11 protein-coding genes and 1 pseudogene are annotated in these 13046 nt (G+C 63.6%); 7 read left to right on the forward strand and 5 right to left on the reverse strand.

All coding sequences use genetic code 11. The annotated features are described in order from the left end of the window. Together ACLFQI_RS06355 and ACLFQI_RS06360 are read left to right on the forward strand one after the other, a co-directional pair. A partial coding sequence (locus tag ACLFQI_RS06355) for a BLUF domain-containing protein (protein ID WP_410758056.1) occupies positions 1–455 on the forward strand: 455 nt, incomplete at its 5' end. An 87-nt stretch (positions 456–542) separates the two neighbouring features. Beyond that, the gene (locus tag ACLFQI_RS06360) at positions 543–1229 is read left to right on the forward strand and encodes a hypothetical protein (protein ID WP_410758057.1); all 687 of its coding nucleotides are present in this window, start codon (positions 543–545) and stop codon (positions 1227–1229) included. A 30-nt stretch (positions 1230–1259) separates the two neighbouring features. Here ACLFQI_RS06360 and ACLFQI_RS06365 read toward each other — a convergent pair whose 3' ends face one another. Genes ACLFQI_RS06365 through htpG form a run of 5 tightly spaced genes read right to left on the reverse strand, consistent with a single transcriptional unit; the run spans position 1260 to position 7113 of the window. Then, a complete protein-coding gene (locus tag ACLFQI_RS06365; protein WP_410758058.1) occupies positions 1260–1781 on the reverse strand; it encodes a hypothetical protein in 522 nt (173 codons plus the stop codon). Positions 1782–1833: 52 nt separating this feature from the next. Then, a complete protein-coding gene (locus ACLFQI_RS06370) occupies positions 1834–2379 on the reverse strand; it encodes a hypothetical protein (RefSeq protein WP_410758059.1) in 546 nt (181 codons plus the stop codon). Between the two features lie 3 nt (positions 2380–2382). Then, positions 2383–4656 (reverse strand): cache domain-containing protein, encoded by a 2274-nt coding sequence (locus tag ACLFQI_RS06375; protein WP_410758060.1) that lies wholly within the window; start codon positions 4654–4656, stop codon positions 2383–2385. After that, complete coding sequence (locus ACLFQI_RS06380; RefSeq protein WP_410758061.1) at positions 4646–5188, reverse strand: ATP-dependent zinc protease; 543 nt, start codon at positions 5186–5188, stop codon at positions 4646–4648. Before ACLFQI_RS06380 ends, ACLFQI_RS06375 begins: the two co-directional genes overlap by 11 nt. Then, positions 5188–7113, reverse strand: coding sequence for a molecular chaperone HtpG (gene htpG / locus ACLFQI_RS06385; RefSeq protein ID WP_410758062.1), 1926 nt, complete (start codon positions 7111–7113; stop codon positions 5188–5190). Before htpG ends, ACLFQI_RS06380 begins: the two co-directional genes overlap by 1 nt. A gap of 144 nt (positions 7114–7257) precedes the next feature. On the opposite strand from htpG, the gene ACLFQI_RS06390 reads away from it, so the two are divergent. The 5 genes and pseudogenes from ACLFQI_RS06390 (at position 7258) to ACLFQI_RS06410 (ending at position 12720) form a co-directional block, all read left to right on the forward strand. Further along, entirely contained in the window at positions 7258–8904 is a 1647-nt protein-coding gene (locus tag ACLFQI_RS06390; RefSeq protein WP_410758064.1) for an alpha-D-glucose phosphate-specific phosphoglucomutase, read from the forward strand. 205 nt (positions 8905–9109) lie between these two features. After that, positions 9110–9844: a glutathione peroxidase gene (locus ACLFQI_RS06395; RefSeq protein ID WP_410758065.1), complete on the forward strand. Its 735-nt coding sequence runs from the start codon at positions 9110–9112 to the stop codon at positions 9842–9844. A gap of 158 nt (positions 9845–10002) precedes the next feature. Next, complete coding sequence (gene gorA / locus ACLFQI_RS06400; RefSeq protein ID WP_410758066.1) at positions 10003–11364, forward strand: glutathione-disulfide reductase; 1362 nt, start codon at positions 10003–10005, stop codon at positions 11362–11364. Between the two features lie 221 nt (positions 11365–11585). Then, positions 11586–12132, forward strand: a pseudogene (locus ACLFQI_RS06405) (IS3 family transposase); the annotation flags it as partial. A gap of 150 nt (positions 12133–12282) precedes the next feature. Further along, positions 12283–12720: a DUF29 domain-containing protein gene (locus ACLFQI_RS06410; protein WP_410758067.1), complete on the forward strand. Its 438-nt coding sequence runs from the start codon at positions 12283–12285 to the stop codon at positions 12718–12720. Positions 12721–13046: the final 326 nt, after the last annotated feature.

Consider the following 13046-nt stretch of genomic DNA (forward strand, 5'->3'; position numbering starts at 1 on the left):
GCTCGACAATCAACCGGAGAAATGCCGCCATGCCCTTGACACGCATCGTTTATTGCAGTGAATTAACCGAGAATATCGGGAGCGACGAGATCGCCGACATTCTCCAAGTCTCCCGCGAGAACAATGCAAAGCAGGCGGTGTCCGGGGTACTGCTCTTCAATACCCATTATTTCCTGCAATGTCTCGAGGGTTCCCGCGCTGCCGTCAATGGTATCTATTGCCGGATTTGCTGCGATCAGCGTCATCATAACGCACAACTGCTGACCTATGGCGAGGTGAGCCAACGCCTCTTCAGCGCCTGGAGCATGGCCTATGTCCCCTGGACCGAAGCCACCCGGACCCGCATCGCGCAGTATTCCATCGGCACGGAATTCAATCCCTATCAAATGAGTGCCGAGAGCGTTGTCAAGCTCCTCGAGGAGCTGGCCCGGCTCCTGTTGAAGGACGCGGGCTAGGCGCCACCCCGGTCTCGCGCTCAGGCTTGCCAGCATTGGCGGACTGGCGAATACTGAGTCGCCAAGTCATACCACTTGGAATCCATCATGACCTATCAAGAAGCTCGGGAGCATGTCCATGGGCGCCTGCACGAGATCTTCGCGGCACCCTACGAGGCCTTCACCAACGACTCGATCGAGCGGCTGCTCCATATTCATATCATGTTGCATCTGCTGGTGGTGCGCCCGATGAAACGCCGCCATCTGATCCTGCGGGTGATCCACGGTTGGGAAAACGGCAGCTTCGCGCCCGAGGAGCTACAGCATATCGATTATCCGCTACACAGCTTCGATGACTTTCAACGGGTGCGCATGACCTTTCAGCAAGCGCGCGAGCGGCAGGAGCCGCTTCCCAGCCATGGCAATTCGCTGCTCGCCGAGCCGCTTGATGCCGCCATCGCCGCCGCCGAGGCCGCCGGGCAACGGATCGACCAGGAGACAAGGGCGATCCCCGCGCGCTGGCCGAGCTTCCCTGGCGGTTTGAGCCTCTACACCCTCTTCAAGATGTACAACCGCCTCGTCTACAGTGAGGATGATGCCTACCGCTCGAGTCAATGCATGACCGCCGAGGGACATCGCGAGATCCATGAGTTCCATCTGGAAGAGGGCGAATTCGCCATCATCATTCCGCCGGGTCCCCAGCACAAGACCGAAAACACCTTGCTGATCATGCACGAGAGCCAGCTGTCTCCGATCGAGGTCATCTTTGCCTTGAGCATCCCTCTGTTCGAATAGCAGCAGGCTAAGGCGATGGACAGACATCGCCTAAGGCAAGGGCCGCGCCATCTGATCGACATCGACGCTCATGGCGCCGATGCGTTGGTTGAGGCCATGAAACCGCACGGCCATCTCGTGCACGCTGGTCTTCATCGCCGCCACCGAGCCATCAAGGCGTCCGGTGGCCTGGCCCATGCTTGCGACCGCCTGCTCCATCGCCTGCACATGCGAGGCCATCTCGCCCATCTGCTCGGCGACCACCGGCAGCAGGAAGACATTGCGCTCGATCGCGTCGACCTCGACGCTCATCTCGTCCATGCGCTCCGAGACCCGGGTGAAGAGTCGGTTCATCTCCTGCATGCGGGTGATCACCACCCGCACCTCGTCGGTCAGATCATTCACGAAGTAGAGGTTCGAGAGCGCGAGCAGCGCGACCAAGGCGATAAGGATGCGCACCCAGGGGGCAAGCCCGCGGCGATGACGACCGGTCAGGACATCGCTGCGATCCAGATCCATTTCCAGTTCAACCATGAGTTCGGTCAGGGCCTCGAGGCGATCGCGCTCGATCATAGGATAGGCTCGTTCGGGGAATGCGGGACTCGTATTGAACGACAAGGGACGATCAACGGAATGGATTCATCCAGTTGAACATCCGCATCGGTTGGGAGAGCTGATTCACATCGCGCCCCATGTGACCCACCGTCGCCTCCATCAGCCGGAACGAGTGGCGCATATCGTCGAGGCTGGCGGACATCGCGCCCACCTCGGTGTCGATGGCCGCCACCGAACCGGCGATGTCGACCACATCATGCGACATAAAGGCGACGCCGCCATGCATGGTATCGACATGGCGAATGATCTCCGGCAGGGTTTGCATGCCGCTATCGATCATGCGCACCGAGTATTCCATGCGGTCCATATTATCGGCGACGCGGGCGAAATGCTCGTTCAATCCGGTCACCGCAGCGGTCGCGTCCGGGATCTGCCGCGAGAGGATGATGGTCAGAAACGACAGCGAGACGACGAGCACGATCACCACCCCGAACAGCAACTGGTAGAGCAAGGTGATGCGTGCCTCGATCCGGCTCTGGCGCGCGTCGATGCGACGGATGAGCTTCGCGAAGCGATCCATGACCTGATCCAGCGCCTGCTCGTCGTTCAACTGCATGGCTTAGTCTCCGCGCTCGGTCGCACTCGCGTCGTCGCCAGGCTCGCCATCGGAATCGTCGCCAGGATGCTCGATGCTCAGATCGACCGCGGCGTCGGCCCTGGCCCGGGTGGCAAAGGGTCCCGTCAGCAGGTCGTCGCGCGGTCCCGCAAGCCCCGGCCAGAAACAGGCATCGCCGGCACTACAGCGATTCATCATCAAGGCCACCGCGAGATCGTCAGGGGCCTGCTCGGCGAGCGGCGTGAAGATCGCCTCGGCCGTTTCCCAGTCGCCGGCGAGCAAGGCCTTAAGACCGGCCTCGTAACTGGCGATCGCCTGCAGACGATCCGGCGGCAGCGCGCGCTCGCGCCGCTCGATCAGCTCGAACACCTCGAGCTGGCGCGCGCCGCCGCTCAGCGGCAGCACATCGAGCCGGCGCGTCCAGTAGCGATCGGCGACTTGGCGGCGCGCCTCGCCGCTGATGATGATGCGGGTTCCATAGCGCCGGTTGAGCTGATGCAAATCCCAGCCCAAGGCGACATTGTCGCCAATCGCCGTCCAGCTCATGCGCTTGCGCGAGCCGATCGCACCGACGATGGCGCGGCCATGATGGATCGAGAACAGGTTCAACGAGGGCGCCGGCTCATCCGTCGGTCGCGTCTTGGCCCACTCGGCATGCAGCGCGCCCTCGGCATCGCGACAGGCGAGCGCCGCCCGGCAGGCGCGATCGACGCTGTCCTCGATCGCCACCGGCGCGCCCCAGAAGGCGAGAATGCTCTCGCCGAGAAAGTTATCGATGGTGCCCTTATGGCGCAGGATGGTATCGGTAAAGACATCCAGCTGACGCGACAGCAGCGCGGTGATACGTGCCGGCGGCAGCGCCGCGCAGAGGCTCGCCAGATCCGAGGCGCCGGTCAGCAGCAGCGACAGCTCGCGCACCTCGGCGCCGGGCTCGACGCGCTTACCGGATTTGATCAACTGCCGGCCGACATCCTTGGGCACGAACTTCTCCAGCGAGCGCAGGCCCTGGCTCATCTTCCAGATCGCCTCGTCCATGGCCTTGATCTCGGTGAAGCGCGAGGGCACCCGCTTGACATCGGCGAAGCGAAACTCGCGAATCAACTCGGTATTGCGCACCAGTCGCTTGAGGGGCTGGAACAGACGCAGCGCCAGATAGGAGACCGCCGTGGTCGCGATCACCAGCAGCATCAGCGAGACCGCGGCGGCCTCGCTGAACAGCCGGCGCGCGGATTCGAGCAGCGAGGCCTCGGGCACCACGATCATCAACTCCCAGTCGTTGCCGATCTCCGGCGGAAACGCCTGCCGATGACCCAGATAGCGCTGGCCCTGGGTCTCGGTCAGGCTGTACGCGACGCGGTTGATGCCCGAGGTGCGCAGCGTATTGGCGCCGTGATGGTGATAGGCATCCACCAGCCAGCGCATCTGCAAGTCATCGACGCTCGGCAGCGCGCCGCTCGCGGGCGCGCCGGAGCGGAGCTTCAAGGTGCGCGGGATCGCGATCAAACGCCGCTCGGCATCCAGGATCAGGGCGATGCCACCGCGCGCCACCCGCTGCTCGGTGAGGAACTGCGACAGGCTGCCAAGCGAGATATCGACCCCGACCACGGCGAGCAGCGATCCGTCCGCCGCGCGCACCGCCCGCGCCGCGGTAATCCCGTGTATCTCGGTGTTGGCAAAGCGATAAACCCGTGACCATTGCAGCCCCTCCGACGCCATCGCTTGCCGGTACCACGCGCGTTGGCGCGGATCATAGCCGGAGTCGCCATTGATGCGCGCGATCGGCGCAAAATCGGGATCGCGATAGACGATGCGCTCGCTGACCAGCGGCGAACGCGAGCGACCGGCCTGCTCGCCATGCGTCTGCTCACTCGTCTCTGCGACCTCGCCCGCCTCTGCGGGGCGACGAATCAGCCGTGTCATCAACTGCGGCGAGCTGCGCACCTGGATGAAATCGCCGTCGGGACTGGCGACATAGAGAGACTCCAACTGTGGCCGCAACGCGAGCTGTTGGCCAAACAGCCGAAACAGCGCCTGATGATCGGCAAGCCCTTGCTCGGCGATGATCAGCGCATTGATCTCGGCAAAATCGCGCGCCGCTTCGAACACCTCCGAGGTCCGCCCGATCACCTTCGCCGACATCTCGGAGAGGATATCGGCGGAGAAATCCAGCGACACCCGGGTGGCGTGGCGATAGGTATTCACCGACACCGCGAACATGGTCAGCACCAGCAGGCCGACGAAGAGCGCGACGAAGGCAACCTTGTAGCTACGGATCATCGCTGCCCCCGACGCTCTCGCCCGTGCAGGCATCCAGCGAGACGCCCTCGCCGGCATCCAGTGAGGCGGCGGCATCGAGATACACCGCAGCGGCGTCCGCGTGCTGTCCCATGAGGAAGGATCGACGCACATCGACCAGCGCGCGACCCGCGAGCGCAGTGCGCCCGATCAGCATGCGAAAGCGCATGCTGTCGCGATCGGTCAGGGTCAGCTCGATCGGCCAACGCTGGGTGCCGAGCGCGAGCGTTGTCGCGATCACGAAACGCTCCTCGCAATGGCCACCGGAGTCGGTGACCGCGCGCCGATCGAGCAGGGGTGCCGCGCAGCGCATCACCAGATCGTCCCGGTACTGCAACGGGTGCACCGCGAAGCGCACCCAGTCGGCGTCGTCCTTGGTCACGCACGCGACCTCAAACGCGTGCAGCGCCGAGGTGCGCGCCCCGGTATCCACCTTGGCCTTGATCAGCGGCAGCCCGAGTTCGGGCAGGCCCACCCACTCGCGCCAGCCAAGGGTGACCGGGACGGCATCCATCAAGCGCCACTCATGAACATGTTCATCATCAGCTTGTTGAGACGACCGACGAACGCCGAGGGATCATCGAGCTGCCCGCCTTCGGCCAGGATCGCCTGATCGAGCAGGATCAGGCCGAGATCGTCGAAACGCCCTTGGTCGGACTCGGCCTCCAGGCGGCGCACCAGCGGATGGTCGAGATTGATCTCCAGCGTCGGCTTCATGCTCGGTGCCTCCTGGCCGACCGCCTTCAGCACCCGCGCCAGGTTCGCGCTCATGTCGTGCTCGCCGACGACGATGCAGGCCGGCGAGTCGACCAGCCGCGTCGAGACGCGGACCGCGTCGACCTGCTCGCCGAGCGAGTCCTTGAGTCGCTTGAGCAGGTCTTCGTGCTCCTTCTCGGCCTGCTCGGCCTTCTCTTGCGCGTCCTTGTCCGCCAACTCGCCGAGGTCGAGCTTGCCCTTGGTCACCGACTGCAAGTGCTTCCCCTGGTACTCGTGCAGATGGCTGACCAGCCATTCGTCGACCCGATCCGAGAGCAGCAGCACCTCGACGCCCTGCTTGCGGAACACCTCCAGATGCGGGCTGTGGCGCGCCGCCGCCGGGCTGTCGGCGGTGATGTAGTAGATGTCCTTCTGGCCGTCCTTCATGCGCTCGATATAGGCGTCGAGCGACACCGTCTGCGCGTCGTCGTCGTTGTGGGTGCTGGCGAAGCGCAGCAGGCCACCGATGCGCTCGCGATTGGCGAAGTCCTCGGCCGGCCCTTCCTTGAGCACGCGCCCGAACTCGTCCCAGAAGGTCTGATACTTCTCCGGCTCGTCCTTGGCCATGGATTCGAGCAGGCTGAGGACGCGCTTGGTGTTTGCGCCGCGAATGGTGTCGATCTTGCGATTGTGCTGCAGGATCTCGCGCGAGACGTTGAGCGGCAGATCGTCGGAGTCGACCACGCCCTTGACGAAGCGCAGCCAGTGCGGCATCAGCTTGTCGGCCTCGTCCATGATGAAGACGCGGCGCACATAGAGCTTGACGCCATGCTTCTGCTCGCGGTCCCACATATCCCAGGGCGCGCGCTTGGGCAGATAGAGCAGCGCGGTGTACTCGTTGGTGCCCTCGACCCGGTTGTGCGCCCAGGCCAGCGGCTCGTCGAAGTCGTGCGAGATGTGCTTGTAGAACGCCTTGTAGTCGTCGTCCGAGATCTCGGCCTTGTTGCGCATCCAGAGCGCGGTGCCCCGGTTGACCTGCTCGAACTCGGGCTCGGCGTCCTGGTCCTTCTTCTCGTCGTCCGTGCCACCGAGGTCTTCCTTGAGCATCTCGATCGGTATCGCGATGTGATCGGAGAACTTGCCGATCACGCTGCGCACGCGCCAGGGGTCGAGGAACTCCTTCTCGTCCTCCTTCAGATGCAGGGTCACCTCGGTGCCGCGGCTCGGCTTCTCGATGGTCTCGAGCGTGTAACTGCCGCGCCCGTCCGATTCCCAGCGCACGCCGTGCTCGGCGGTCAGACCCGCGCGGCGCGAGGTCAGGGTGACCTTGTCGGCGACGATATAGGCCGAGTAGAAGCCGACGCCGAACTGGCCGATCAGCGCGTTATCGGTCACCTCGCCCTCGTTCATCGCCTGCAGGAAGCGGCGCGTGCCGGAGCTGGCGATGCTGCCGATGGTGTCGACCACCTCCTGGCGGTTGAGGCCGATGCCGTTGTCGGCGACGGTGATGGTGCCGGCCTCCTTGTCGATCGAGATCCGCACCCGCAGCTGCGGATCATCCTCAAGCAACGCCTCGTCGGTCAGCGCCTCGAAGCGCAGTTTCTCGGCGGCATCGGAGGCGTTGGAGATCAGCTCGCGCAGGAAGATCTCCTTGTTCGAGTACAGCGAGCGAATCACCAGGTCCAGGACCTGGCTGACTTCGGCCTTGAACTCGAGGGTTTCCTTATGGGCATCAACGGTCATGGATGTCGATCACCTATGGTTAGAGGTTGAATGTTGTCATTTGATCGGTCGCGAGCCGGCCGCTCTCGTTACAATTGCGGTGCTCAGGCCTCGCCGGCGCCGCTGTGTTAGAGGCAAACCAACTCAAAATCAAGGGTTATGTCGATGCAAGCATCTGTCATCCGGACCACGCCATTCGAGGGCCAACAGCCAGGCACCTCGGGGCTGCGCAAGAAGGTCGCCAGCTTCCAGCAACCGCATTATCTGGAGAACTTCGTCCAGGCCATCTTCGACACCCAGACCAAGCTCGCGGGCGGCAGCCTGGTGCTCGGCGGCGACGGGCGCTTCTACAATCGCGAGGCGATCCAGGTCATCCTGCGCATGGCGGCGGCGAACGGCGTGGCGCGCGTGCTCGTCGGCAAGGGCGGCATCCTATCGACACCGGCGGCATCTTGCATCATCCGTAAGTACCAGACCCAGGGCGGCATCGTGCTCTCGGCGAGCCATAACCCCGGCGGACCGAGCGAAGACTTCGGCATCAAGTTCAATATCGACGCCGGCGGCCCGGCACCGGCATCGGTCACCAACGCCATCTACCAGCGCACCCAAACCATCGATCAATACCGCATCCTCGACGCCGATGCGGTTGATCTCGATCAGCTCGGCGAATCCCGCCTCGGCGAGCTGGTCGTGCAGGTCATCGACCCAGTCGCGGATTATGCCGAGCTGATGGCCAGCCTGTTCGACTTCAATGCCATCCAGCAGTTGTTCAGCTCGGGCAGCTTCCGCATGCGCTTCGATGCCATGCACGCGGTCACCGGCCCCTATGCGGTCGAGATCCTCGAGCGGCGGCTTGGCGCCGAGCCCGGCACGGTGATGCACGGCGTGCCGCTGGAGGACTTCGGCGGCGGCCATCCGGACCCGAACCTGGTGCATGCGCACGAGCTGGTCGAGCTGACCAGCGGCGCGCAAGGCTTCGACTTCGGCGCCGCCTCCGATGGCGACGGCGACCGCAATATGGTGCTCGGGCGCGATTTCTTCGTCACCCCGAGCGACAGCCTCGCTGTGCTTGCGGCCAATGCCCAACTGGCGCCCGGCTACAAGGATGGGATCAGCGGCGTCGCGCGCTCGATGCCGACCAGTCAGGCCGCCGATCGCGTCGCCGAGGCGCTCGGCGTCGACTGCTTCGAGACCCCGACCGGCTGGAAGTTCTTCGGCAACCTGCTCGATGCCGGCAGGATCACCCTCTGCGGCGAGGAGAGCTTCGGCACCGGCTCCGATCACGTGCGCGAGAAGGACGGGCTCTGGGCGGTGCTGTTCTGGCTCAATCTGATCGCTGCCAAGCGCCAATCGGTCGCCGAGATCGTGCATGATCATTGGCGCCGCTTCGGGCGCAACTATTACACCCGCCATGATTACGAAGGCATCGACAGCGACGCCGCTGAGGGTCTGATCGATCATCTGCGCATCCTGCTGCCGAGCCTGCCCGGGCAGCAGCTCGGCGGCACCAATGGCGGCTTCAAGGTCGCCTTCGCCGATGACTTCGCCTACACCGACCCCATCGACGGCAGCGTCGCCGAACAGCAGGGCATCCGCATCGGCTTCGAGGGCGGCGCGCGCATCGTGCTGCGGCTCTCCGGCACCGGTACCCAGGGCGCGACGCTCCGCGTCTACATCGAACAGTACGAAGCCGACAGCGCGCGCCACCACCTGCCCGTGCAGGAGGCGCTGGCGCCGCTGATCCTGATCGCCCGCGAGCTGGCCCAGATCGAGTCGCGCACCGGTCGCGCACAGCCGGATGTGATCACCTGATGACCGGGGCTTGCTGGCCTATGATAGGCATGGGTCCGCTGCACGCAACAATCGCTCATGATCGGTCAAACCAATCGCCATCATCCGTAGAACCCATTTGGATGCTCGCGGTATTTACCCCATCCTGGGGGCTGAGCGGGACCACGGCCCGCCCGACTCCTTGACAAGTCACAGATTCCCCTCAACCACGCACGGAGTATCCCTCATGCTGCAAGATCGCACCGGTCAGAAAGTCCCGAACGTCACCTTCCGCACCCGCACCGATCACGACTGGAAGGACGTCACCACCGATGATCTGTTCAAGGGCAAGACCGTGGTCGTCTTCTCGCTGCCCGGCGCCTTCACCCCGACCTGCTCCTCGACCCACGTGCCGCGCTTCAATCAGCTCGCACCAGCGCTGAAGGCCGCAGGCGTCGACGACATCATCTGCATGTCGGTCAACGACGGCTTCGTCATGAACGCCTGGAAGGAGGACGAGAACGCCCATAACCTGACCTTTATCCCGGACGGTAACGGTGAGTTCACCGAGGGCATGGGCCTGCTGGTCGACAAGGACGACCTCGGCTTCGGCAAGCGCTCCTGGCGCTACTCGATGCTGGTCAAGGACGGCACCATCGAGAAGATGTTCATCGAGCCCGAAGAGCCGGGCGACCCCTTCCATGTCTCCGACGCCGACACCATGCTCGAGTACATCGCGCCGAACGCCGCCAAACCGGCCGACGTGACCATCTTCACCCGCCCCGGCTGCCCGTTCTGCGCCAAGGCCAAGGGCCTGCTGAACGATGCCGGCATGCAATATGAGGAGCTGGTGCTGAACAAGGACTACACCGAGGAGACCCTGCGCGCCGTCGCCGCCACCACCATGGTGCCGCAGGTGTTCATCAACGGCACCAAGATCGGCGGTTCCGACGACCTGCAGAAGTGGCTCGCCAGCCGCTAAGCCGGTGCTGAGCGAGGTGGGCTGAGCGGGTCAAGCGCTGCTTGCCACAGACCGCTTGCAGATTGCTCATGCCCAGGCCGCTCACACACCGCCGACAGCCGCTGGGCGCCCTGCCCAGCGGCTGTTTGCTCTGCGCACTGCTCGACTAGGAGACCCCCATGGACACGCATTTTGATCTCATCGCCATCGGCGGCGGCAGCGGCGGGCTTGCGGTCGCCGAGAAGGCCGCCGCCTACGGTAAACGCACCGCCATCGTCGAAGCCAATCTCATCGGCGGGACCTGCGTCAACGTCGGCTGTGTGCCGAAGAAATTGATGTGGTACGCCTCCGAGATCGCCCAGTCGGTGCGTGACGCGCCCGAGCTCGGTATCCAGGCCGAGATCTCGGCGATCGACTGGCCGACGCTGGTCAAGGGCCGCGACGGCGTCATCGACGGCATCCGCAACTACTGGAACGGCTACGTCGAGACACTCGGCATCACCCTGCTCCAGGGCGCCGCGCGCTTCGTCGACAACAAGACGATCGAGGTCAACGGCGAACGATACAGCGCCGAGCACATCGTCATTGCCACCGGCGGACAGCCGATCGTGCCGCCGGTGCCGGGTCACGAACTGGGCATCACCTCGGATGGCTTCTTCAAGCTCGAACAACCGCCGAAGCGGGTGTGCGTGATCGGTGGCGGGTACATCGGGGTCGAGCTGGCCGGCATCCTCCATTCGCTCGGCTCCGCGGTCACCATGGTCGCGCTGGAGCCGAAGGTGCTCGAGACCTTCGACCCGCTGATCAGCGAGACCGTCAAGCACAACCTCGAACAGGAAGGGATCAAGCTCGACCTGCCGTTCGCGGTCGGCGCGCTCGAGCAACGGCAGGATGGCATCGCGGTGATCGACCGCGACGGCAACGCCCTGACTGGCTTCGACACTGCGCTGTGGGCGGTCGGCCGGCGCGCCAACACCGCCGCGCTCAATCTCGAGGCGACGGGCATCGAGCGCCAGCCCAATGGCATCATCCCGACCGATCCCTTCCAGAACACCAATGTGCCGGGCGTCTACGCGCTCGGCGACATCACTGGCCGTGCGCCATTGACGCCAGTGGCGATCGCCGCCGGCCGCCGGCTCGCCGATCGGCTATTCAACGATCAGCCCGAGCGGCGCCTCGATTACGAGAACATACCGACGGTGGTGTTCGCGCATCCGCCGGCCGGCGCGGTCGGCCTGACCGAGGCGCAGGCGCGCGAGACCGGCGAGAAGGTGACGATTTATCAGACTACCTTCACGCCGATGAAGTACGCGCTCAACGAGCGCGAGCCGCGGACCGCGATGAAGCTGGTCTGCGTCGGCGACAACCAGCGCGTGGTCGGCATCCACATGGTCGGCGACGGCGTCGACGAGATGCTGCAAGGCTTCGCCGTGGCGGTAAAGCTGGGCGCGACCAAGGAAGACTTCGACAACACCGTCGCCATCCATCCGGTCAGCGCCGAGGAGTTGGTGACGCTGAAGGAGCCTTATACCGGCGACTGAGGCACGGGGGCTCGTTGCGCGGTCTGTTGCTGCGCGCCCTGGAGGATCTCAACGAGGCCCGCGAACGGCTGCATCAGGATTCAACCAACAGCTCCCGTCCCCCAGCAGCCAAGCGCCCTGGGATCGCCCGTCGGCGGGCGGCGACGAGCCGCATGACGCCGCCGCCGCCGACGACGACCCCCTGGATCAAGCGGTCGCTCAACCGGGTGAGGCCAGTCCCGCCCGGCAAGGGCCACAGGATCTCTCCGTACCTGCTGCGCGATCTGATCATTGAACGACCGAATCAGGTCTGGGCGAGCGGCATTTCTTATATCCCGATGGCCAAAGGCTTCATGGACCTGGTGGTCATCTTGGACTGACATTCACGCCGCGTGCTCGCGTGGCGGTTGTCCAACACGCTGGAGACGGACTTCTGCCTTGAGGCCCTGCACGAGGCGCTGAACCGCTTCGGCAAGCCGGCGATCTTCAACACCGATCAAGGGGTCCAATTCACGTCCGAAGCCTTCACCGGGGTGCTCAAAGACCACGACATCGCCATCAGCATGGACGGCAAAGGCCGCTGGCTCGACAATGTGTTCGTCGAACGGCTCTGGCGCAGCGTCAAGTACGAGGATGTCTACCTGCGCGCCTACGAGACGCCAAGGCAACTTCAAGAATGCCTGACACACTACTAAGTTCTACAACGCTGAGCGTCGTCACAGTGCCCTGGACGGACGCATCCCGGATGCGGTCTACTTCCAGAAGGCCGACCTTGATCGCGCCGCCTGAAACCAACCAAAGATTTCCCTTTTCCTACTGTCCAAGAATTGGGGTCCATTTCTGCAAGATCAGGTCGCTGCCGCCCTCCGCTGCAGCCTTAGATGACGCCCTGATCATCCGCAACACCCATCCATCGAACGCGAGGCGAAAGACACGACCATGTCTGGCTTAACCACTTATGAGCAAGATTTTCATGGCTGGCTGATCGAGAACGTCAACTTCATGCGCCATCAACAATGGGATCAGCTCGATATCGACCACCTTGCCGAAGAGTTAGAAGCCATGGCAAAGAGCGAGAAACGTGAGCTTGTGAATCGACTCAGTCTGCTGTTGATGCATTTGTTGAAATGGCAGTACCAAGTTCCGAAGCGCACCCGCAGTTGGCGCAATACCATTGCCACGCAGCGGATCGATATACACGAGTTGCTCGCGGACAGTCCAAGCTTGAAGCCTTACTTGAGCGAGAAACTTGAAACGGCCTATCAAAAAGCCAAGCTCAAGGCTGAAAATGAGACAGGCATCGATCAAGATCAGTTTCCTGTCGCATGCCCCTATTCCGTCGACGAAGTGCTCAAGGCGGACTTTCTTCCAGAATAACACGCCAGTCCACCAATCCCTGGAGGCTGCTCCTGCAGGCTATCGCAGTCACGATAGACCCATTGTTGATCCGTTTTCGGTGTTCAGAACCCGCTCCGGGTCAGGCAACAGCCCCGCCCCCCACTAGGCCGTGCCGTCAATAGGCATGCTCTGGGGATCACGATTGGCGATCTGGTCGATCAGCCGCTCCAGGTACTCAAGCGGTTCCTAGCCGGTGGCTAAGGACAACCCTTCCTGTTCCGCCACCTCCTGGGGAATCAGGTTCTGCGGCGGCAGCAGTTTGGCCACGACAGCGGCGCGGCGTTCTTCGGAATATCGAGGCATGA

This window comes from Halochromatium sp. (genome assembly GCF_046541315.1).
Taxonomy (GTDB): Bacteria; Pseudomonadota; Gammaproteobacteria; order Chromatiales; family Chromatiaceae; genus Lamprobacter.